Source organism: Mesorhizobium sp. M0040, from assembly GCF_040323505.1.
Classification (GTDB): domain Bacteria; phylum Pseudomonadota; class Alphaproteobacteria; order Rhizobiales; family Rhizobiaceae; genus Mesorhizobium.
Map to the genome: position 1 here is coordinate 123326 of NZ_JAMYVA010000003.1, position 20565 is coordinate 143890.

Consider the following 20565-nt stretch of genomic DNA (forward strand, 5'->3'; position numbering starts at 1 on the left):
TTTGTCAGCGCCAACGTTGGCTGCGGACGACGATAAGCCACAGCTTGCCTCAAAGCCTTACCACTCATAGCCTGCCGCCCGCTTGTCATATCGTTTCCTTCAGCATTCCAGCGTTGACGAGCGGAACGGAGCGTGTTCCGCCTCTGATGGTTCAGACTCCGTTTCCCCTTTGTGTGTTGCCGCGTACGCCTCGAACGCCTGCCTCCCCTTTGCGGCCCATAGCTCGCGGGAGTGTACACCCTGATCGCTTTTGAGCTTGTCGGCCATCCAGAGCAGAGCGCCGAGGATGATGGCGCGATCATCGCCGGTGAGGTCCACAATCCCGGCCTTGATCACTAAGCCGCCCAGTTCGATCAGATGCCGCGTGCGCTTACGGCGTTCTACCTGCCATGTGCGCATATCATGCCGCGCCCGTGCCGCCTGATACCGGTTGCGGTCTGTCCGATCGCGCCGGAGTGCCGTCAGCGTCGCGGTCAGTCGCCTGTGCAGTTCGCCCCGACCGGCCTTGAAAGAAGGCGGCCCCGCGCTTCGCCCATGCCTCCCGCTTTCCGGCTTCTTTGGTCTCCGCCAGCACGATCAGCGCACCTGCCAATTCCTCGGCGCTGAGCGCATCGGCGCCGGTGGCGATCACCAGTTCGCCGAGTTGCTGCACCTTTCTGGTTTTGAGCTCTCGCGCTTTTTCTTCCAGCACCTTCAGTTCGGCGTCGAAGTCTCGTGGTTTGCGCATGGCTGTCTCCATTGATTGTGGGTGCGGCAATGATAGGCGAGCGTCCGCCGGAAGGCTTCAGGGTCGCCGAGACAGCCCGGGACGGGCTGGTCCATCCCGAGAATTTTTCGAGGGAGGGCGCGCTTATACGTCGTGCCGACGTGCGCTTTGACATGCAAATGATCTGGTCGCGATGGCGATCTATCATCTTCACGTCAAAGTCATTGGCCGCAAGGCCGGCTCCAGCGCCGTGGCGTCTGCCGCCTACCGCTCGGCTTCGCGGTTGCGCGACGAGCGGATCGAACGCAGCCACGACTTCTCCGCCAAGCGCGGTGTCGTCCATTCCGAGGTGATGTTGCCGGAGGATGCACCAGAGGTCTGGCGCGACCGCGAGAGGCTTTGGAACGATGTCGAGGCGTTCGAGGTGCGCAAGGACGCGCAGCTTGCCCGAGAAGTGGAGTTTGCCCTCCCGCGCGAACTCAGCCAGGCGCAAGGCACCGAGTTGGCGCGCGACTTCGTGCAGTCGGAGTTCGTCAGCCAGGGCATGATCGCCGATCTCAATGTGCATTGGGACAGGGCAGAGGACCGCAGTCCAAAACCGCATGCCCATGTCATGCTCGCCATGCGGTCCGTGGATGAGAACGGTTTCGGGGCAAAGGTGCGCGACTGGAACCGCACCGAACTGGTCGAGCGCTGGCGCGAGCGATGGGCGGAACTGGCCAATGAACGCTTGGCCGAACTCGACATCGACGCCCGCATCGATCATCGCAGTCTGGAAGCGCAGGGCATCGCCTTGGAGCCGCAGACCCAGATCGGTGCGCCGGCCCAACGCATTGAGGACAGCGGCCTCGATGCTGCCGGCATTGAAGCCGATCGCGCCGAACTGCACCGCGAGATCGCGCGCAACAATGGCGTGCGCATCATTGCGAATCCATCCTTGGCGCTGGATGCAATCACACATCAGCAATCGACATTCACCCGCCGCGACATGGCGAAGTTCGCGCATCGGCACAGCGATGGGCTCGAGCAGTTCGAACAGGTAATGGGTGCGATCGGCAGCGCGCCTGATCTGGTCGAACTCGGCAAGGACAGACGCGGCGATGACCGATTCACCACCCGGCAAATGATCGATACCGAACAGCGCCTGCATCGCGCAGCGGAACGCATGGCCAGAGATGAGCGCCATGCGGTGAATGATCAGGATCGCAATGCTGCTCTGGCACACGCCAAGAAGCGCGGGCTTGTTCTGTCAGGCGAGCAGGCCGATGCACTGGATCACATCACCGACGGCCGCGGTCTTGGTGTCGTGGTTGGTTTTGCCGGCACGGGGAAGAGCGCGATGCTCGGCGTTGCACGCCAGGCATGGGCGGCAGCGGGCTATGAGGTTAAAGGCGCCGCACTCTCCGGCATTGCCGCAGAGAATCTCGAAGGCGGATCAGGCATTGCCTCGCGCACCATCGCCAGCATGGAACATGGGTGGGGACAGGGCCGCGATTTGCTCACCGCGCGCGATGTCCTGGTGATCGACGAAGCAGGCATGATCGGCACGCGCCAGTTGGAGCGCGTGCTCTTCCATGCGGCGGACGTTGGCGCAAAGGTCGTGCTGGTCGGTGATCCGCAGCAGTTGCAGGCGATCGAGGCCGGCGCTGCATTCCGCTCCATCCATGAGCGTCACGGCGGCGTCGAGATCGGCCAGGTGCGCCGGCAGCGCCAAGACTGGCAGCGAGACGCTACGCGCGATCTGGCAACCAGCAGGGTCGGCGCTGCGATCGACATCTATGACGGGCAAGGCATGGTGCATCAGGCGGCGACGCGCGACGAGGCGCGCAGAGATCTGGTCGAGCGCTGGGATCGCGACAGGCAGATGCACCCTGAAGCAAGCCGGATCATTCTCACCCACACAAACGACGAAGTGCGCGCGCTGAACAAGGCGGCGCGCGAGCGCTTGCGCGCAGCCGGAGATCTCGGCGACGATGTGCAAGTGAATGTCGAATGCGGTGCAAGAAACTTCGCCAGCGGCGACCGCGTCATGTTCCTGCGCAACGAGCGTCGGCTCGGCGTAAAGAACGGCACGCTTGGTATGATCGAAGAGGTCAGCACGCAGAGCATGACAGTGCGCACTGACGACGGCAGGTCGGTGCGCTTCGATCTGAAAGACTACGCCCACTTTGACCACGGCTATGCCGCGACCGTCCACAAGGCGCAGGGCATGACGGTTGACCGCACCCATGTGCTGGCGACGCCGGGCATGGACGCACACGGGAGCTACGTTGCGCTATCGCGGCATCGAGACGGGATGGACCTGCATTACGGCAGCGATGACTTCGCCACACAGGATCGGCTGGTTCGCACGTTGTCACGCGACCGCGCCAAGGAAATGGCGTCGGACTACGAGCAGATCGACCCAGCGCAGAGCTATGCAGAGCGGCGCGGAATCACTTTCCGGGAGCGCGTGGTCGAGATCGTGCGCCAGATTGTTCCGGAAAAGCTCCGCGACCGGATCGACGGGCTGCTGGACGGGTTGCGCTCACCCGGAGACGCCGAGCCCGGACGGGAGCGTGCTCGCAGGCCGGGAAGAGAAGCTCCCGGTAGGGGAGCGCGGCGCGACACGGATATGCCGATGGACCCGGAAGCGGCGTTGCGGCGCGCTCGCACGAACGCGCTTGTGCGCCATGCGCGCGCGATCGATGCTATCATGCACACCGCAAACGCGGACGGGCAGAGTAGTCCCGAGCAGATGCCCGAATTGCGAGATGCCCGCAGCGCTTTCGAGAAGGTTCGGCCCCATGGCTGGCGCGATGCCGAAGCGGCATACGTCAAGAACCCTGAACTGGTTCGTGAAGCGGCGGCCGGCCGGGTCAACCGCATTGTCCTGGCTCTCCAGCTTGAAACGGAAATCCGCACCGGACTGAACACCGATCCGAGCGTCCGCGCCGACCGTTTTATGGAACGCTGGCAACAGCTCGACCGAACGAGCCAGCACCAATACCGGGTCGGCGACATGTCCGGTTACAAGTCAACCCGCTCGGCCATGTCCGACATGGCCAAAAGCCTCGAACGCGATCCTCAACTGGAATCCCTCCTTGCCAACCGCAAACGCGATCTTGGCATTCATACAGATTCCGGCCGTGGCCTCGCTACGGAACTCGCATTCAGCCACGGCATCGGCAGAGGCCGTGGCATTGGAATCTGAACACGTCCGATTCGCCGCCGTTTCCACGCCGGGGTGCGACGACGCGAAAAACCCTCTTGCGCGCCCGTAGGTGTCTGTCCTCTCTGGATCAGGAGCAGTCAAAAACAACCAGCAAGAGGCAGCGCGACCATGCCTGAACCAGACCGGATCATCCGCCTGAAAACGGTCCTTTTCCGGACCGGTCTGTCTCGGTCCACGATCTATCGCAAGATCGCCGAAGGCACCTTCCCACGCCAGATCCAGATCAGCATCCACGGTGCAGGCTGGCATGAGTCCGACATTAGTCGCTGGATCACCAATCCCGTTTCGTGGCGACCGCAAGACCAGGGCGACAAGGTGTGATGAGGGTGATGCACACTGCGCGGAAAGCTGGCCTTCATCGAGACGCAGCGGTCACGGCGGCGAGGCTATTGCTTGCGCCCATGTGGGCCATGTCCATTAGGACCATCGCCGAGGCGAACGAACACGGCAAACCGGAAACGATAGTCGGCCTCGCGCCCATCAAGACGGGTTGCTCAAGCAGGGCAACTTTGGATCGAACCGCACACAAATGGCCGCTTATCTGCTTTCCGAGCCCGCGCCGGATCGGTGCCGCCCCTCAGGCTGACACCGCAAGCGCTCAGCGAAGCGGCCGTGACGGCTGCCACCGATCAGGCTTCCTTCGAGGCAGACTGCTTCCTGACCGCCTATAAGGGCCGTCAACTAACGGTTGCCCGCTCGAGCCGGCGATCGTCGCCGGATCGGTGGCGGGCGAGGTCATCCAGCGCAGATCGGATATGCGGCCAAGGGAAATCGTCTGGATGTTCCCAGTGCTCACCGTCACGCAGGATGACCTTGAGCTTTGCCAAAATGCCTTCGATGGAGGTGGCCGCTGTCTGCGGTAGATCATCCAGAAGTGCGCTTTCGGCTGTTTCCGATTGCCGGATCAGTTCGTCTGTTCTCGAATAGCCGATCTCAGCATCAGCAGCGTCCCAGCGCGCCTGGTGCGCCGCGAAATCCCCGAGCGCCCTGCCCCATTCGACTTCATTTTCAGGAGAGTAGGCATCGTTCAAGCTCTCGATGGAATGGAGTGTCACGTCCGTACCATCGGCAAGCCGCACCTTGGCGCAGGGAAAGCCGACCGTCCTGGCGAGGTATGTCTCCAACCGCTGCTGTTCGCGGCACAGCGCCAGTGTCTCATTGTGGATCTTTTGCCAGTTCCGACACAGACGAAGAGCAGGATCGGCCGCACTGCTGCCGTCCGTCAGTTCGGCGGCCCGCGACTTTACCTGGAAAGGCCATGCCAGTGCGGCCGTCGCCGTGCCCGCCAGCAAGCGCCGCCGGGTGACGAACGACAAACTCATGCTATTGTCGGAATCAGCCATGATCCGAGCTCCCTGAAGCTTAGGTTGTGGTCAGGCCGGAGTGGGTGTTCGAGCACCTTCCGGCCGTCTTTTGTGGGTTGATAGACTACAGGTCGGAACGTGGACGGGCAACAGAAATCATCACCCTGTGATGAAATACATCCTGTCCAGTGCAGGATGGCGAGGGCGGCGCTTGGCTGGGGAGTGCGTGAATTGGCCGAAGCAGCGCAAGTTGCCACGCAAACGATTACTCGTCTGGAACAAGGCGATCGCCTCAAATCCAAAACGCTTCAAGCGGTACGTGCCGCCTTTGAGGCGGCAGGAATCGAATTCATAGCAGAAAACGGCGGAGGCCCTGGTGTGCGCTTGGCCAGGCGAAATTAGAGGCGGCGGGCAGTGTGGGCCGGGCCTCGCTTGATTGGCAGTCGCGATTGGTAGAAAGAACAGGTCAGCGGACGGATTTAGAGAGACTTCGCTGACATTTCGCATACGATATCGCCGACCTTGCGAATAGGATGAGAAGCATTGGCATCAACCACACCAACGCCGGCATCCCCTTGGCGTATTGTTAAGTTGTCTTGGCTAGCTATTTTTGCCCCTGCCCGCTTCGAAGAGCTTGAGCGGCAAGACAATGTCATCCGCAATTCCGACAAAGTATCATCGAAGCCAGCTGGCATTTGGTCCGTTAGACGAGCTTTCGCCTATTCGTTTGCTTGGGGAATTTCTGCGGCCTTTGTCGGAGCTATATTTGGCAGTGCGACGACGTATTTTTTCCAACCCGGAACGTTCGCGCTGGCGACTGCTGCTTCCTTGGGAACAGCAATCCTTCTTTGGGCGACAATTGCATTGAAAGGTCTCCTACGTGATGGAGACGAGCCTGACGCCCTTCCCGACAATCCATACGACGCGGCGGAAGTCAGGGTAACGCAGCGCCCACCAAGCCGATCGGCACGATCTCAGCGCCACCGCTGACAATTCCGACCAATCGATCAGCCCAAAGGGCGAGTGCTTCTCGCTTTTCTCTCATGTAATCGTAGCGAGCATAAACGCGGCTGGTGATGCTAGCCTTCGTCGCGCTTACGTGATTCAAAACGTGGCCTATGACGAAAGGCGAGATGCCGAGTTCTTCCATATGCGTTGCCGCCGACCTACGAAGGTCGTGTGAGGTCCAAGGCTCAACGCCCAAGATCGTCGCTTTACCGCGCTTCATGATCTCTTCACGCTTGATCGCCTTGGCGATCGCGGCACCGGTCACAGGCGCATAGGCTCCAGGTCCAGGGAAGACAAATGCGGGCATGGCCCTGCCCTTACGCTCGGCAAGCGCTTTCACGTCGGCAAGTTGGTCGCGAATGATCATAGCGGCGATTGGCGATAGAGGGACCGCATGCTCGCGTTTGTTCTTTGAACGTACTGATGGAATAGTCCACACCGACCTGTCGAGATCGAGTTCGCCAACTGTCATCCCGCAGATCTCGCCTACCCGCTGCGCGGTGACAAGACACAAGCGGATGACGCGCCTCGTCGACTCCCGCATATCAGCGTGTGCCAAGGCTCCCCACATAGATCCGATTTCGTCGGGTGATAGCACACGATCGCGCTCAACTGTCTCGGTGGGCTTGCGCATGCCCTCGACGAGGTTCTGATCAAGGTCGCCCCTGCCTCTAGCCCATCGGATCATGGCGCGGACATCTTCGAAAAGCCTGTTCGCCTCAACGTCGGCGCCCCGGTCCTTCAGGGCGTCGATCGCTTTCGTAATATCGCGGCGATGCAGCTCGGAAAGCTTGACGTCGCCAATGCACCCCACGGAACTCTTCTCCAACTTCCCGCCGTCGGCGTTCCGGCCGGAAACATTCTTGCGAAGGCGGCGGGCGATCTCGTCGCCCGAGCGCTTGGTCGAGGCGTGGCGCTTGATGTAGTTGTCGACCAAGTCGGCAACGGTCTGGGAAGCGGCCTGCGCCTTCTTGTCGGCGACCGGGTCGCCTCCATCCCCCACCTTGGCGCGCGCATCCCCCGCGCGCTGGCGGGCTCCCCTGTCACCTCCAAGCGATACATCCGGATAGGAGCCGAGTTTCAGCCATTGGCGTTTCGCCGGCGGGCCATAGACTAGATACCAGGACTTCGTTCCGCCTGCCGACGCACGCAAGACGAGCCCTTTTACGAGCGTGTCAAAGTAGTCCACCTTTCGGCCAGATGTCGCCTTCGCAGACTGGCAAAGTTTGTCCGTAAGTTCGATCTGCGGCATCCGCACCTCGACCAACCGGTTCGCGTGATCTACACAATGATCTACATAAACCCGCGCGCTTTGTCGAGATGCGATGCGACGACGCGAGACACGGAAGAACAAAAAATGCCTTACATTACATGAGCTTCTGATGTTTCAGGCTGTCGCAAGACGGTCCAGAGAAAGTCAACGGAAAACCTCTGTTAACCGGTTGGTCGCTGGTTCGAATCCGGCCCGGGGAGCCACTGTCTCTTCTACGCCATAGCGCGATATTGCGCGCCAGCGTGCAATTTCTCCCTACGCGTCGATCTCGATAGTCCTGCTTCCAGAGTGTCAGAGCATCGAGGACCGATGAAATCAGGCGTGGAATAGCAGGCTCGCCCGCCCACGCCTATTCGGCGGCTACCGCGCGGAAATACTGATGACCGGCGGCTTCGCGCCCGAGTGCGCCGTTCAGTTCGCCGCGGCGGCGTCCGAACGTTGCCGCCCGTTATTACTTGCCGTCGCTGCCTCAACGACAGCAGCTTACAGACGGGCGCGAGGTGTTCGTGGACGGCGGATTGCATAGCTTTGAGCCTGCGCGCGCGAGGCGTCGCTGGGACAAAGCGGAGAGGCCTCGCGCCAGATCTGCACAGGCAAGATCTCAACGCCTACTCGGTTGAACATGATCCGCGTGGACGTCGCGCCTGCGGCGTTGCCTGGAGAATTTACCCCCGTGCCTCCTGCCGGTGGGGAGGCTTCGCACCGTTCGTGTCCTAGTTGTCAAGACCCCAAAGATCCGTGTTCCGTTTGAAGTACTCAATCAGCATCTCGGTGAGCACCCGCACTTTCCGCGTGGGATGCTGACCCGGCGGTCGGACGACATACGCGGCCCCCGGAGGTACCGGATAGCGTGTCATGATCGGGACCAGCGCGCCGGAGGCCACATATTCATGTGTGATGCAATCGGGGAGCCAGGCGATGCCGAGACCTGCCGCCGCCGCGGCGGCAAGCGCCGTGGCGCTATCGGCCTTGAACCTGCCCTGCGGCTGGACCGTAACAATCTTGCTGCCATTTATGAACTGCCAGGCTTCCGTTCCCTGCATGAGGGCCTGATGGGTGACGAGTTCGTCCAGAGTCTCGGGTGACCCGTGCACCTCGATATAATCCGGGCTTGCGACAAGCTTTCCATGGATCGGCCCGACGCGCTTCGCGATCAGGTTGGAGTCTTGAAGGTAGGCGCCCCGGATCGCGCAATCGAAACCTTCTGCGATGAGATCGACGAAGCGATCGCTGTAGGAAGTATGGATGTGAAGCTTCGGGTGCAGACGCGCCATTTCCGCGAGCACGGGGGCGAAGTGGGTCGCGCCGAAAGTAAGCGGCATGGCAACCCTCAGGCGGCCGCGCAGCTCACCGGTGGGGAGGATCGTTTCCCGAGCCGTATCGATCTCTGCGCTGGCCCGGGCCGCATGGTCTCTGAACGCGATTCCCGCTTCGGTGAGCGCGGCGCCGCGGGTCGTTCGTGCAAGAAGCTGGACGCCAAGTTCCGCTTCAACCCGAAAGAGCCGCCGACTGACGATTGACTTGGAGACGCCGAGCCGGCGCGCGGCGGCCGATACGCCCCCTGCATCGGCCACTGCGACGAATGTCTGTAGATCTTCGATGTCCAATTCAGCGTTCCTCATTTCGCGACACAGCTTGCCTGATTATGGCACTACTGCATCACCAAAAGGAACGGCAAATTGCGTCCAGGCAACGTCGCCCGCTGGCGCATGTCTCCCGTGAACCCATTGCCGTCCATAGCGGCAGAGAAAGATTGCCGTCCATGGCGGCAGAGAAAGGAAGTCTTGATGACCCCTCGCAACGGCCTTGATTCGCTTCTTCGTCCTGAAGACTCGGTACTCGTTCTGATCGACCACCAGCCTTACCAACTCGCGAACCTGAACAGCCACGATCCGCAAGCTGTGGTCAACAACGCGACCGCGCTGGCGAAGCTAGCAAAAGCCTTCAATGTTCCGACCATTCTCACCAGCGTGATCGCGGGTCGTGGCGGGATCCTCTTCAAGCAGATCACTGACGTCTTCCCGGGGCAGGAAGTGATCGACCGGACTTGGGTGAACACCTGGCAGGACGAGAAGGTGGTGGACGTGGTCAAGGCGACCGGCCGCAAACAACTGATTATCGCAGGCCTTTGGACCGAAGTCTGCGTCGCGATGCCTGTCATCCAAGCCCTCGGCGAAGGCTGGGACGTGTCCGTGATCACCGATGCGTCGGGCGGCGTTTCGACCGAGTCCCACCAGATCGCCATCCAGCGGATGATCGCGGCTGGCGCAAACATGATGACCGTGATGGCGCTCGCTGGCGAATGGCAGCGCGACTGGGCGCGCACCGAGCATGTCGAAGAGCTGACCGAGATTCTCATCCAGCACTTCGGCGGCAGCGGCATCGCCTTCCTGTGGGAGCAACAACTCCTCAAGACGCCTGTGCCGAGCGAAGGCTGATTCGGGCCGGGATGGCGAGCATTTCGGTGAGGGTCGGAATCGATCCGTTTGCCGGCCCTCGCCATCTCACCTCAGAGGGAAGCCTTGTGATGCCGAACCCACCTTCACGAGCAGTCGCTCGTCGCACATCCTGGATAGATAGCATCGGGGATGCCGATGGCCGTGAGTTCAGCCGTGCGCACCTCGCCCCGCCCTCGCGGTAGAGCGATGGCCCGCTCCCTGAGCGTCGGTGTCGGCCCGCCGGCGAGGCGTAGGGCTTCTGCGCCGTCCGGTCACGTTTGCGCATTTTTGGCGACTCTGGTGCATTCTGGTGTAGGGGTATGGCAAATTCGTATTTCTCAGCTTCATCGACTCCGGCGAGCCACCGTCTTTTCGACGCTAAGGCGCGATGCAGCGCGCCGCCGTCCGACTTTTTTCCGCGTAACGATCTGGGTCAAGTTTCCACCAGCCTGGCGGACAGGAATTCGATGAAGCGCTGGGTCTTGGCTGGAATGAGGCGAGTTTCGGTGACGGCGTGAATGCTGACCGACGATCCCTGCCATTCGGGCAGGACACGCCGGAGCCTGCCCGAGGCCAAATCTTCGGCGACGATCTTCTCGGCAAGCAGGGCGATGCCCTGGTGGTTGACCGCCAGGGCGCGGATCATCCCGACGCTGTTGACAGTGAAGCGGCCTCCAACCTCGACTTCGACCTTGTTCGTCCCCTGATGCAAGGTCCAGATCTTCGGCATGCAGATGCATTCATGCTCCGCCAGATCCGCCGGTGTCGCCGGCTCGTCGGACGCTTCGATGTAGCCAGGAGATGCATAGAGGTGGCGCGCGTGGCGCCCGATCAGGCGAGCGATCAGGCTGGAGTCTTCCAGCTCGCCGATGCGGATCGCTACATCGAACGGCTCGGCCACCAAATCGACGCGGCGCGGGGTCAGGTCGAACTCGAAGGTGATGCCGGGATAGTGCCGCACGAAATCGACGATGATCGGCGTCAGGTAAAGCGTGGCGAAGTCGACCGGGAGCGAGACCCGCAGGACACCGCTCGGCTGCTCCAGCATGGCGCCGAGCTGCTCGTGTGCGAGCCGTGCCTCGTCGACGATGCGCTTGCTTCGTTCGTAATAGAGCTGGCCGGCCTCGGTGAGCTCGATCCTGCGCGTCGTTCGATGCAGAAGCCTCAGGCCGATCGCCTTCTCCAGCGCGCTGATACGTCGCGACAGAGTCGAGTTGGGCATGCCCAGAGCCTCAGCCGCCTTTCGGAAGCTCCTCGCTCTCGCCACCTCCACGAACAGCGCCATGTCGTTCAAGTGGCTCACGATATTGCTCCATATTTGGAATACTGATTTCACTTTTGCCGGATTTATCCCGACATTGGAATAGTGGACAAGGGCTCCAGCAAATGGAGATCCCAATGAGTCCCTTATTCACCCCTGTCCGCGTCGGCCGCTACACTCTGCCTAACCGCCTCGTCATGGCCCCGATGACCCGCAGCCGCGCCGGGTTCGACGGCACGCCGGGCGAGCTGGCCACCGAATATTATTCCCAGCGCGCCGGCGTCGGCCTGATCGTCACCGAAGGCACCCAGCCCTCGGATGACGGCCAGGGCTATCTCACCACCCCGGGCATCTACACGCCCGCCCATGTCGCCGGCTGGCGGAAGATCACTTCTGCCGTGCACGACAAGGGCGGCCGCATCTTCATCCAGCTGATGCACGCCGGGCGCATGTCGCATCCCGACAATACGCTGCATCACCGCCAAGCCGTCGCGCCCTCCGCGATCGCGCCGGGGGCGGGTATGTTCACGATGACCGGGATGCAGGATATCCCCACGCCGCGCGCGCTTACGACCGAAGAGGTGCGCCAGACGGTCGCCGATTTCCGCCACGCGGCCCGCTCGGCGATCGAGGCCGGCGCCGACGGCATCGAGATTCATGGCGCGAACGCCTACCTAGTCCAGCAGTTCTTCGCGCCCAGCGCCAACACGCGCACGGACGAATATGGCGGGTCGATCGAGAACCGAGCGCGCTTCGCCATCGAAGTCGCCACGGCGATCGCCGAGGAGATTGGCGCGGACCGCACCGCGATCCGCCTGTCACCCGGGACGACGATATGGGGGATCGACGAAGGCGCCGAAGGGCCGGACCTCTACCGCTATCTGGTCGCCGAACTCGACAAGCTCGGGCTCGCTTACGTGCACATCATGCACCAGGGCGACGAGGCGCTGCTGGCCGATATCCGTAAGCTCTGGCACCAATCGTTGATCCTCAATCGGCCAAGTCGTCCGCGTGACCAGATCGGCGCCGACGTAGCTTCGGGGCTGGCCGATCAGGAGTCCTACGGCCAGATGGTCCTGGCCAATCCGGACTTTGTTGAACGGTTGAAGACCAATGCGGCGCTGAATGCGGCAGTCCAAGCCACTTTCTATGGTGGCACCACCCTGGGCTACACCGACTATCCTGCTTTGAGCGCGTAAAGCGCAAGCAAGTAACTTCCCAAGCGCCAGCAGTCTAATAACAATTTCTCACCCGAGGTGGACTGCATAATTCGATGTTCTTCTTGAGAGACTTCAAACTATATCGTCCAACAGGAAGGCGAGGCCTGATGAACCAACACAATGACTTCCAAAGCGCCCCCGGCCGGGTTGAACCGCTTGGCTCCGGCCGGGCCCTACGTCTTCAAGCATATGGCGGCACAGAGAGCTTGAAAGTCGATTGGCTATCCGCCCCCGAGCCTGGTCCCGACCAAGTGCTCGTCCAGGTCAAGGCTGCCGGAGTAAACGGAATCGACTGGAAAATCCGTGAAGGCTACGTCCGCGACAAATTCAAGTTATCTTTGCCCGCGACGCTTGGCATCGAAATGGCGGGGGTCGTGCTGCGGACCGGCTCCAACGTCGAAGGCGTGAGGGTCGGAGACCGGGTCATGGCCGCGCTGGGTGGCCTGGGCGCTTATGCTGACCATTTGCTGATAAATGCCGAAAAACTCGTCAAGACGCCTGCGGTCCTGTCAGACATTGACGCGGCGGCAGTACCGGTGGCAGCGATGACGGCATGGCAAGTCCTTCAGGTCGCCGATTTCGACCTTCGGGGGCGGCGGGTGTTGATCCACGGCGCGGCTGGTGGGGTGGGCAGCTTCGCTGTCCAGTTCGCCAAGACGGCTGGAGCGACCGTCTATGCTACAGCCTCAACCAAGAGCGTGGCCCATGTCCAAGCCTTGGGCGCTGACGAAGTGATCGATTACCAGAAACAGAACTTCGAGGTTCTTGCGAGCGACATTGACCTTATCGTCGATCTTGTCGGGGGCCAGGTCTTAGACAAATCTTGGTCGGTCCTATCGCCTAGCGGCGTCCTGGCCAGCATCGCTGCAACTGATGTGGTTTCGCGCGCCCCGGCAGGCCGTCATGGCATCTGGTTGTCAGTCAAACCTGACACCGCGCGCCTAGCCACAATCGCTCAAGAGATCGCTGACGGCTCGCTGCGGTCCACGATTGCAGAAGTGGTCGGCTTCGACGATCTGGCATCCGCGATCGAGCGCAATCGCACCGGCCATGCTCCCGGAAAGATAATCTTAGACCTCACCAGGTGACTTCAGCTCATGGTAATCGTCCCTAAAGGGGGGACCGTCTGCATTCGGCTCATGTTGGGACGGCCGTGAACCACAGTTATGCAGGGCCTTTCCGCTCCGCCGCAAATCTCAAATGCGCGTTTTTTAGCCTTCCCTGACCGGCAGCGCCTTTTCACCGGAATCGACCGCCCTATTTTCGCCTCGACAGGTGGGTGGCTGCTTGCTGGACGAGTCCTTGCGGCGAGTACGGCATGTGCTTCGAGGTACCCCACATGAACTTCCACGATCGGCACCTATTGCGGTTGCGGGTGAACGGAGAGGATCACAGCCTTTCCGATCTCGATCCCCGCGTCACGCTGCTCGACCTGCTGCGCGAGCGGCTTCATCTGACCGGAACGAAAAAGGGATGCAATTTCGGCGAGTGCGGCGCCTGCACCGTGCATCTCGACGAACGGCGTGTGAATGCCTGCATGATACTTGCCGTGTCCTGCGAGGGACGCGAGGTCACGACGATCGAAGGGCTGGCAGACGGCGATGCGCTTCATCCCGTGCAGCAGGCGTTCATCGATCATGATGGTTTTCAGTGCGGATTCTGCACGCCCGGCCAGGTGATGTCGGCGGCGGCGCTGATCGAGGAGGGACATACCGGCTCCGATGCCGAGATCCGCGAATGGATGAGCGGCAATCTGTGCCGCTGCTCGGCCTATCCGCAAATCGTCGAGGCGGTGCGCGCGGCGGCCGGGAGGGTGAGCCAATGACCCCATTCGTCTACGCGCGCGCCGATAGCCTGGGCGACACGATCGCGGCCGGTGCGGCGCCCGACAGCGCCTTTCTCGCCGGCGGCACCGAATTGCTCAACTGGCTGCGCCTTGGCATTGCCGGGCCGGCGCGGATCATCGATATCTCCCGCCTCGACGGGCTGGATCAGGTCGAGGCACTGCCCGGCGGCGGCTTGACGATCGGCGCGCTGACGCATCTCAACGATGTCGCGCAGCATGCGCTGGTCATGCGCGATTATCCGGTATTGAGCCAGGCGATCCTCAACGCCGCATCGCCGCAACTGAGAAATCTCGCAACGATAGGCGGCAATCTGCTGCAGAAGACGCGCTGTGCCTATTTCCGCGCCGAAGAGCAGCTGCCATGCAACAAGCGTCAGCTCGGCTCCGGCTGCTCGGCATTGCATGGCATCAACGACAATCACGCGATATTCGGCTGGACCGAGGATTGCGTCGCCACCCAGCCATCCGACCCGGCGGTGGCGCTGGCAGCGCTTGATGCGGTCATCGTCACCGCGCACCGCAGCGGCGGCCGGCGCATTCCGGCAGCCGAATTCCACCTGCTTCCCGATACGCGGCCCGAGTCGGACAATGTGTTGCAGCAAGGCGAACTGATCACGGCAATCGAGCTGCCGGCGCCGGCGCCGCGATCGGCTTACCTCAAGGTGCGCGAGCGCGAATCCTACGAATACGCCATCGTCTCCGCCGCCGTTGTGCTGGAGATGGACGGCCAAATCATTCGTCGGGCTGCCCTGGCGCTGGGGTCCGTCGCGCTGCGGCCGTGGCGGCTGAGCGCCGCCGAGGAGCAGCTCGCCGGTGCCGAAATCGGCGATCGCGAGGCGTTGAGCACCGCTATCGAGCAATCCTTCGCCGAAGCGCGTCCCTTGTCGCAGAACGCCTACAAGATCGAACTGGCCAAGACCGCCGCTTTGCGGGCGATCGAAAGAGCAGCGAGGATGCCGTCATGATGATCAGCCAGCCTGTTGCCCGCCCTGACGGCGGCGTCAAGGTGACCGGCCGCGCCCGCTATGCGGCCGACTATTTTGCCCCCGATCTGCTCCATGCGGTACTCGTGACCGCGCCCGTTCCCGCCGGCCGCGTGACATCGATCGTCGTCGACGATGCGCTCGCCGAGGAAGGCGTCGTGCGTGTGCTCACGCATGAGGACATGCCCAAATTCGGCCGGTTCGCATCGCCGAGGGCCGAGCCGGATACGCAGATGCAGCAGGCCGAAGGCCCGCCGGCAGCGCAGAGCTTCATGCCCATGCAGGGCGACGAGATACGTCACGAGGGTCAGCCGCTTGCCATTGTGCTGGGCGAGACGCTGGAGGCGGCGGAGGCCGGTGCCCGCCGCGTCGCATTGCGCTACGAGTTCGCCGAGCCGGAATTGCCGGCACCGCCGGAGTGGACCGCCATCGACAAGGCTGCGGTCGTGCCGAGGGAGAGCGGCTTCCTGTTCCTGGAGCCGACGTTTACCAAGGGCGAGGTCGACCGCGGGCTTGCTGACGCTGCCGCCATGGTCGAAGCCGTCTACCTGCAGCCGTCGCGCCATCACAACGCCATGGAGCCCTCGGCGACGCTCGCCGAATGGAATGACGGAGAGCTGACGCTGCACGACGCCACGCAACACGTCTACGGTGTCCGCCAGGTGGTTGCCGCCCGCATGAATGTCTCGGCCGAGAAGGTCCGCGTGATTTCCCGCCATACCGGCGGCGGCTTCGGCGGCAAGGGCTGGATCTGGCCGCATCAGGTGCTGGCCGCCGCCGCCGCGCGCATCATGGAGCGCCCGGTCAGGCTGGCGCTCAGCCGCGCCAATGCCTATTCCTGCCTCGGTTATCAGCCGCGCATGGCACAGAAGATCGTGCTGGCGGCGGACAGGTCGGGCAAGCTGACGGCCGTGCAGCAGGACGTGGTCAACCTGACCACCGTGACCGACGATTTCGTCGAGTTCGCCACCGAAGCCTCGAAGGGTCTCTACGCCACGCCGGCCATGCGTCTCAGCCAGCGCGTGGAGCGCGCAAACGTCGCCATGCCGACGCCGCTGCGCGCGCCGGTCGAGGGTCCGGGCACCTGGGCGCTTGAAAGCGCGATGGACGAGCTCGCCCACCGCCTCGGCATCGATCCGCTCGACCTGCGTCTGGTCAACTATGCGGACACGGATCCGGCCACCGGCCAGCCCTGGTCGTCGAAGAAGCTGCGCGAGGCTTATGAGGAAGGCGCCCGCCTGTTCGGCTGGCGCGAGCGCCCGCGCAAGCCGCAACGCGACGGCGACTGGCTGATCGGCTACGGCATGGCGACCTGCAGCATGGGCTGTTTCCGCAACCCGACGCCTGCAGCCGAGGTCAGGTTGCACCGGGATGGCACGGTGCTCATCCGCACCGGCACCCAGGACATAGGGACCGGAACACTCACCATCTTTCCGCAGATCGCGGCCGACGTGCTGGGCCTGCCGATGGAGAGGATCGAGTTGGAAATGGGCGATACACAGCTGCCGGAGGCGGGGCCGACCTATGGCTCGTCATCGACCATGGGGGTGGGCGCGGCGGTGCTTGCCGCTGCCGAAGATGCGCGTTCGCAGCTTGCCCGTCTTGCCAATCTGCTGCCGGACGAGGTGGAGATGCAGGACGGCAAGATTCGCCGCAGAGGCGCTGCCGGCGGTCAGACGATCGCCGACGTGATGAGCCATACCGACATCGGCGAGATCGTCGGCTCCGGCTCGTTCGATCCGGCGCAGCATGGCAAAGGCCTCGCCATGCGCACTTTCGGCGCGATTTTCATGGAGGTCGGCGTCGATCCGGGGCTCGGCCTGCTCAGGCTTCGTCGCGCCGTCGGCAGCTACAGCGCCGGCCGCATCGTCAATCCCCGCACCGCACGCAGCCAGATGACGGGCGGCATCATCTGGGGCTGGGGCATGGCGGCGATGGAGCAGAGCAGGCACGAACCAGTGCTAGGGCGGTTCTTGTCAAAGAACCTTTCCGGGGTCGCCATTCCGGTCAACGCCGACATTCCCGGCGATATCATAATCCACTTCGTCGACGAGGTGGACGAGCATGCCAGCCCGATCGGCGGCAAAGGCATCGGCGAACTCGGCGCCACAGGCGTTGCCGCTGCGGTGGCCAATGCCGTCTTCGATGCCACAGGCAAGCGGATCCGGGAGTTGCCGATCACGCCGGAAAAACTGCTGTAGAAGGATCGGCCCGTGGAAGCGTCTGCTCGACGAGGTTGACGTAATAGCGCATCACCGTCGGCACGATCTCGTCGTTGAAAACGTAGCGGTCGCCGTGCAGGCCTTCGCCCGGGCCGACCTCGCCGGCGCCGATCCACGCATAGCAGCCGCCGGCGGCGCTGATCATGAAAGCGAAATCCTCGCAACCGAGACTGGGGCTGAACTCGGTCAAGACATTCTCCCGGCCGACGACGGAGGCGGCGGCCTCGACGGCGCGGGCCGTCGCATCCGCCGTATTGATCAGCGGCGGATAGCCCTTCCTGTAGTCGAGCCTGGCCTTGAGCGAATGCGCGGCGGCAATACCTTGTGCGATCTCGCCGATCAGCCTCTCGCAATGGTCGGAAAGGCCGTGCTCGAAGAAGCGGCAGGTGCCTTGCAGCCAGACCTTGCCCGGCACGATGTTGCCGACATTGCCGCCATGGATCTGCGTGATGCTGACGACAAGCGCGCTCTGCGGGTCGACCGAGCGGCTGACGATGCGCTGGACGGCTTGCACGAAGGCGCTGGCGGCCAGGATCGGGTCGTCGCCGAGCTGCGGCATGGCGGCATGAGCGCCAAGACCCTCGAAGGTCAGCTCGAAATTATCGACGGCCGCCATTTGCGGCCCGACGCGGGCGGCGATCGTCCCCAGCCTGATGCCCGGCCAGTTGTGGACCGCATAGACCGCTTCGACCGGAAAGCGCTTGAACAGGCCGTCCTCGATCATGCGCATGCTGCCGCCCTCGTTTTCCTCGGCCGGCTGGAAGATGAAAGTGACGGCGCCGTCGAAGGCGCGCGATTGACTGAGCAGTTTGGCGGCACCGAGCAGCATGGCGGTGTGGCCGTCATGGCCGCAGGCGTGCATTACTCCTTCTTTCCTGGAGGCATAGGCCAAGCCGGTTTTCTCCAGCACCGGAAGCGCGTCCAGCTCGGCGCGAAGGCCGATGGCGCGTGCGCCGCCACCGCTGCGCAGGACACCGACGACGCCGGTGCCGCCGATCCCTTCATGCACCTCGTCGACGCCGAAGGAGCGCAGCTTCTCTGCAACGAAACGGGCCGTTTCGTATTCATTGAATCCGAGCTCCGGATTGGCATGGAGATGGTGCCGCCAGCCTATGACCTCTGGTGTCAGCGCGGCGATCCGGTCATTATGCAGCATGACGCCTCCTCTCTCGCCGACAAGGTGCGGCGTGGTTTGATCTACTCTTAGACAGCCGGATGAGAGGCGTCTTGAACCGGATTGACCATGGCGAAGACGAAAGACGTGCAAGCGGCGGAGACCGGGAAATACTGGCGCCATCCGTGCTTTCCCGACCTTGGCCTGTTCGAGGCGCGCTTCACCCAGCACCGCTACGAACTGCACACGCACCCGACCTATGTGGTCGCCCTGATCACCTCCGGCTGCGAGCGTATTCGCATCGGACGTCAAAGCGTTCTCGCTCCGGCAGGCGCCATTGCCGTCGTCAATCCAGAGGAGTGGCATGACGGCGAACGCGGGGCGGACGAAGGTTGGGCCTACCGGACGTTTTATCCTTCGGTGCCGCTGATAACCGCGCTTGCCCGCGAACTCGGCCGCGACGGCGCTCCGGTGTTTTCGCGCGCGACTATCGAAGACAGTGGTCTCGCCGCAGCATTGATGTCAGCACACCAAGGCTCGACGTCCCCAGACTCAATGACGGCCGAGACGTCCCTGCTCGTGGCGCTGCGACGGCTGATCGTTCGGCATGGCGACTCGAGCGGACAGGCCGAAGAGATCGAAAGCTCCGGATCGCAGCGAAGATTTTCCCTCTACCGCGATCTTGTCGAAAGCGAGCTTGGCCCGCAGCTCGACCTCAAGCGGCTTGCCGGCGCGGCTGGCGTGACCCGGTTCCAGGTCATCCGCGACTTCAACAAGGTAATTGGCCTGACGCCGGCGGCCTATATCCGCGACCGGCGATTGCGCCGGGCGAGTGCGCTGATCGAACGGGGATTTGGCCTCGCCGACGCCGCCATCGCGGCGGGTTTCGCCGACCAGAGCCATCTGTCCCGTACCTTCCGGGCCATGCATGGCATGACGCCAGGCATGTTCAGAAGAGCGGGATAAGGCGCTCCTGAACAGACAAGCTTGCGCGCCAATGCTTGCTGCGCAATGCTGACGCAGCTCGGGGGGAATCATGCGAAAAATCTTGGCTTCGACGCTGCTGCTCGCGGCAGTTCTATCCGCAACGGCTGCCCAGGCGCTGGACGCCAGCGGCACGCCGGTTGTCGTGACCCCGCTTGCCTCTCGCACCGAGACTGCATCCGGCCAGCCGATCACGCTGCCGCAGAAGAACGTCCAGGTCCTGGTCTCGGCCTATCAGATCGCGCCGGGCGCGACCTTGCCGGTCCACAAGCATCCGTTTCCGCGCTATGCCTATGTCGAGGCCGGCACGCTTCAGGTCACCAACGTCGAGACCGGCAAGAGCAACACCTATCAAACAGGTGATTTCATCATCGAGATGATCGGGCAATGGCATCAGGCGACCAATGTCGGCGCCGATCCGGTCAAGCTGCTGGTCATAGACCAGGTCGAAGAGGGCACCAAGAACACGGTGTTGCGCCAGTAGCTGCCACGTCTGAAAACGGCGTCCGGGCGGATCCAGCACGGCGCGTAACAGCCGTCAGAACGCGAATCCCTCCGGCAAATTGTGATTCCAATAGCCTTCCTCGACAAGTTCACTTATGCGCCAGCCCTCGGACGTGCGTACGACGCGGTCTCGATACCAAAGCCCCTGGAAGAAGACCTGCCTTTTGCCTTCGCCGAGGTCGACCACCATCGGGCATGAACAATGCACGCGCGCGCTGGCCTCATCCCCTCGGAGATCCAGAAGGATTGTCGAAATGGCGTGCTGCGAGATCAATATCTTCGAAAGGGCGCCTTTCATGTAAGCAACATGCTCGTCCACACCGCTCCTGATTCCACCTGTTACAGTGTCGTCAAGCACGGCATCGGGTGTGAATATTTTGCGATAGGCTTCCCAGTCGCGATCGTCCACCGCATAGCAATAGCGAACAAGCAGCTGTTCGATCTCAAGCCTATCGGAAACCTCCTGCAATGAAAGGGTCATGTCCTGT

19 protein-coding genes are annotated in these 20565 nt (G+C 62.5%); 11 read left to right on the forward strand and 8 right to left on the reverse strand.

What is annotated here, in order from left to right; all coding sequences use genetic code 11:
* Nucleotides 1–99 precede the first annotated feature (99 nt).
* Both NKJ91_RS03915 and NKJ91_RS03920 read right to left on the reverse strand, forming a co-directional pair.
* Nucleotides 100–399 carry a conjugal transfer protein TraD gene (locus NKJ91_RS03915; RefSeq protein ID WP_352454525.1) on the reverse strand — a complete coding sequence of 100 codons (300 nt, stop codon included), beginning with the start codon at nucleotides 397–399 and terminating at the stop codon, nucleotides 100–102.
* A 1-nt stretch (nucleotide 400) separates the two neighbouring features.
* Nucleotides 401–727: a conjugal transfer protein TraD gene (locus NKJ91_RS03920; RefSeq protein WP_352454526.1), complete on the reverse strand. Its 327-nt coding sequence runs from the start codon at nucleotides 725–727 to the stop codon at nucleotides 401–403.
* A 172-nt stretch (nucleotides 728–899) separates the two neighbouring features.
* Between NKJ91_RS03920 and traA the strand changes: the two genes are divergently transcribed.
* Nucleotides 900–3899 carry a Ti-type conjugative transfer relaxase TraA gene (traA, locus tag NKJ91_RS03925; protein ID WP_352454527.1) on the forward strand — a complete coding sequence of 1000 codons (3000 nt, stop codon included), beginning with the start codon at nucleotides 900–902 and terminating at the stop codon, nucleotides 3897–3899.
* A 129-nt stretch (nucleotides 3900–4028) separates the two neighbouring features.
* Complete coding sequence (locus NKJ91_RS03930) at nucleotides 4029–4241, forward strand: helix-turn-helix transcriptional regulator (RefSeq protein ID WP_352454528.1); 213 nt, start codon at nucleotides 4029–4031, stop codon at nucleotides 4239–4241.
* Between the two features lie 356 nt (nucleotides 4242–4597).
* On the opposite strand, the gene NKJ91_RS03935 is transcribed toward NKJ91_RS03930, so the two are convergent.
* On the reverse strand, nucleotides 4598–5263 hold the full coding sequence (locus NKJ91_RS03935) for a hypothetical protein (protein ID WP_352454529.1): 666 nt from the start codon (nucleotides 5261–5263) through the stop codon (nucleotides 4598–4600).
* Between the two features lie 156 nt (nucleotides 5264–5419).
* Between NKJ91_RS03935 and NKJ91_RS03940 the strand changes: the two genes are divergently transcribed.
* Nucleotides 5420–5626 (forward strand): helix-turn-helix domain-containing protein, encoded by a 207-nt coding sequence (locus tag NKJ91_RS03940; protein WP_502903551.1) that lies wholly within the window; start codon nucleotides 5420–5422, stop codon nucleotides 5624–5626.
* A gap of 532 nt (nucleotides 5627–6158) precedes the next feature.
* Here the strand turns inward: NKJ91_RS03940 and NKJ91_RS03945 are convergent.
* The gene (locus tag NKJ91_RS03945) at nucleotides 6159–7484 is read right to left on the reverse strand and encodes a tyrosine-type recombinase/integrase (RefSeq protein ID WP_352454530.1); all 1326 of its coding nucleotides are present in this window, start codon (nucleotides 7482–7484) and stop codon (nucleotides 6159–6161) included.
* Nucleotides 7485–8218: 734 nt separating this feature from the next.
* Nucleotides 8219–9112, reverse strand: a complete 894-nt coding sequence (locus NKJ91_RS03950; protein ID WP_023676402.1) for a LysR family transcriptional regulator — start codon at nucleotides 9110–9112, stop codon at nucleotides 8219–8221.
* 180 nt (nucleotides 9113–9292) lie between these two features.
* Here NKJ91_RS03950 and NKJ91_RS03955 point away from each other — a divergent pair, with 180 nt between their 5' ends.
* Entirely contained in the window at nucleotides 9293–9943 is a 651-nt protein-coding gene (locus tag NKJ91_RS03955) for a hydrolase (protein ID WP_352451920.1), read from the forward strand.
* A 433-nt stretch (nucleotides 9944–10376) separates the two neighbouring features.
* On the opposite strand, the gene NKJ91_RS03960 is transcribed toward NKJ91_RS03955, so the two are convergent.
* On the reverse strand, nucleotides 10377–11246 hold the full coding sequence (locus tag NKJ91_RS03960; protein WP_352454531.1) for a LysR family transcriptional regulator: 870 nt from the start codon (nucleotides 11244–11246) through the stop codon (nucleotides 10377–10379).
* Nucleotides 11247–11329: 83 nt separating this feature from the next.
* Here NKJ91_RS03960 and NKJ91_RS03965 point away from each other — a divergent pair, with 83 nt between their 5' ends.
* The 5 genes from NKJ91_RS03965 to NKJ91_RS03985 all read left to right on the forward strand — a co-directional run bounded on the left by NKJ91_RS03965 (nucleotide 11330) and on the right by NKJ91_RS03985 (nucleotide 17454).
* A complete protein-coding gene (locus NKJ91_RS03965) occupies nucleotides 11330–12403 on the forward strand; it encodes an alkene reductase (RefSeq protein WP_352454532.1) in 1074 nt (357 codons plus the stop codon).
* A gap of 128 nt (nucleotides 12404–12531) precedes the next feature.
* Nucleotides 12532–13512: an NADP-dependent oxidoreductase gene (locus NKJ91_RS03970; RefSeq protein ID WP_352454533.1), complete on the forward strand. Its 981-nt coding sequence runs from the start codon at nucleotides 12532–12534 to the stop codon at nucleotides 13510–13512.
* 251 nt (nucleotides 13513–13763) lie between these two features.
* The gene (locus NKJ91_RS03975; RefSeq protein ID WP_352454534.1) at nucleotides 13764–14249 is read left to right on the forward strand and encodes a (2Fe-2S)-binding protein; all 486 of its coding nucleotides are present in this window, start codon (nucleotides 13764–13766) and stop codon (nucleotides 14247–14249) included.
* Nucleotides 14246–15235, forward strand: a complete 990-nt coding sequence (locus NKJ91_RS03980; protein ID WP_352454535.1) for an FAD binding domain-containing protein — start codon at nucleotides 14246–14248, stop codon at nucleotides 15233–15235. Before NKJ91_RS03975 ends, NKJ91_RS03980 begins: the two co-directional genes overlap by 4 nt.
* On the forward strand, nucleotides 15232–17454 hold the full coding sequence (locus NKJ91_RS03985) for a xanthine dehydrogenase family protein molybdopterin-binding subunit (RefSeq protein ID WP_352454536.1): 2223 nt from the start codon (nucleotides 15232–15234) through the stop codon (nucleotides 17452–17454). Before NKJ91_RS03980 ends, NKJ91_RS03985 begins: the two co-directional genes overlap by 4 nt.
* Here NKJ91_RS03985 and NKJ91_RS03990 read toward each other — a convergent pair.
* Nucleotides 17432–18631, reverse strand: coding sequence for an amidohydrolase (locus NKJ91_RS03990; RefSeq protein ID WP_352454537.1), 1200 nt, complete (start codon nucleotides 18629–18631; stop codon nucleotides 17432–17434). The genes NKJ91_RS03985 and NKJ91_RS03990 overlap by 23 nt on opposite strands.
* Nucleotides 18632–18718: 87 nt before the next feature.
* On the opposite strand from NKJ91_RS03990, the gene NKJ91_RS03995 reads away from it, so the two are divergent.
* Entirely contained in the window at nucleotides 18719–19555 is an 837-nt protein-coding gene (locus NKJ91_RS03995; protein ID WP_352454538.1) for an AraC family transcriptional regulator, read from the forward strand.
* 70 nt (nucleotides 19556–19625) lie between these two features.
* On the forward strand, nucleotides 19626–20057 hold the full coding sequence (locus NKJ91_RS04000; protein WP_352454539.1) for a cupin domain-containing protein: 432 nt from the start codon (nucleotides 19626–19628) through the stop codon (nucleotides 20055–20057).
* Nucleotides 20058–20111: 54 nt separating this feature from the next.
* Here the strand turns inward: NKJ91_RS04000 and NKJ91_RS04005 are convergent, their stop codons facing one another.
* On the reverse strand, nucleotides 20112–20558 hold the full coding sequence (locus NKJ91_RS04005; RefSeq protein WP_352454540.1) for a nuclear transport factor 2 family protein: 447 nt from the start codon (nucleotides 20556–20558) through the stop codon (nucleotides 20112–20114).
* Nucleotides 20559–20565 lie beyond the last annotated feature (7 nt).

Excerpts from the sequence above, each read along its gene's own strand:
- NKJ91_RS03945 (WP_352454530.1), bottom strand. The coding sequence starts at position 7,484 with ATGCCGCAGATCGAACTTACGGACAAACTTTGCCAGTCTGCGAAGGCG.
- NKJ91_RS03930 (WP_352454528.1), top strand. The coding sequence starts at position 4,029 with ATGCCTGAACCAGACCGGATCATCCGCCTGAAAACGGTCCTTTTCCGG.
- NKJ91_RS03985 (WP_352454536.1), top strand. The coding sequence starts at position 15,232 with ATGATGATCAGCCAGCCTGTTGCCCGCCCTGACGGCGGCGTCAAGGTG.
- NKJ91_RS03915 (WP_352454525.1), bottom strand. The coding sequence starts at position 399 with ATGCGCACATGGCAGGTAGAACGCCGTAAGCGCACGCGGCATCTGATC.
- NKJ91_RS03995 (WP_352454538.1), top strand. The coding sequence starts at position 18,719 with ATGGCGAAGACGAAAGACGTGCAAGCGGCGGAGACCGGGAAATACTGG.
- NKJ91_RS03975 (WP_352454534.1), top strand. The coding sequence starts at position 13,764 with ATGAACTTCCACGATCGGCACCTATTGCGGTTGCGGGTGAACGGAGAG.
- NKJ91_RS03970 (WP_352454533.1), top strand. The coding sequence starts at position 12,532 with ATGAACCAACACAATGACTTCCAAAGCGCCCCCGGCCGGGTTGAACCG.
- traA (WP_352454527.1), top strand. The coding sequence starts at position 900 with ATGGCGATCTATCATCTTCACGTCAAAGTCATTGGCCGCAAGGCCGGC.
- NKJ91_RS03955 (WP_352451920.1), top strand. The coding sequence starts at position 9,293 with ATGACCCCTCGCAACGGCCTTGATTCGCTTCTTCGTCCTGAAGACTCG.
- NKJ91_RS04000 (WP_352454539.1), top strand. The coding sequence starts at position 19,626 with ATGCGAAAAATCTTGGCTTCGACGCTGCTGCTCGCGGCAGTTCTATCC.
- NKJ91_RS04005 (WP_352454540.1), bottom strand. The coding sequence starts at position 20,558 with ATGACCCTTTCATTGCAGGAGGTTTCCGATAGGCTTGAGATCGAACAG.
- NKJ91_RS03935 (WP_352454529.1), bottom strand. The coding sequence starts at position 5,263 with ATGGCTGATTCCGACAATAGCATGAGTTTGTCGTTCGTCACCCGGCGG.
- NKJ91_RS03940 (WP_502903551.1), top strand. The coding sequence starts at position 5,420 with ATGGCGAGGGCGGCGCTTGGCTGGGGAGTGCGTGAATTGGCCGAAGCA.
- NKJ91_RS03980 (WP_352454535.1), top strand. The coding sequence starts at position 14,246 with ATGACCCCATTCGTCTACGCGCGCGCCGATAGCCTGGGCGACACGATC.
- NKJ91_RS03990 (WP_352454537.1), bottom strand. The coding sequence starts at position 18,631 with ATGCTGCATAATGACCGGATCGCCGCGCTGACACCAGAGGTCATAGGC.
- NKJ91_RS03920 (WP_352454526.1), bottom strand. The coding sequence starts at position 727 with ATGCGCAAACCACGAGACTTCGACGCCGAACTGAAGGTGCTGGAAGAA.
- NKJ91_RS03965 (WP_352454532.1), top strand. The coding sequence starts at position 11,330 with ATGGAGATCCCAATGAGTCCCTTATTCACCCCTGTCCGCGTCGGCCGC.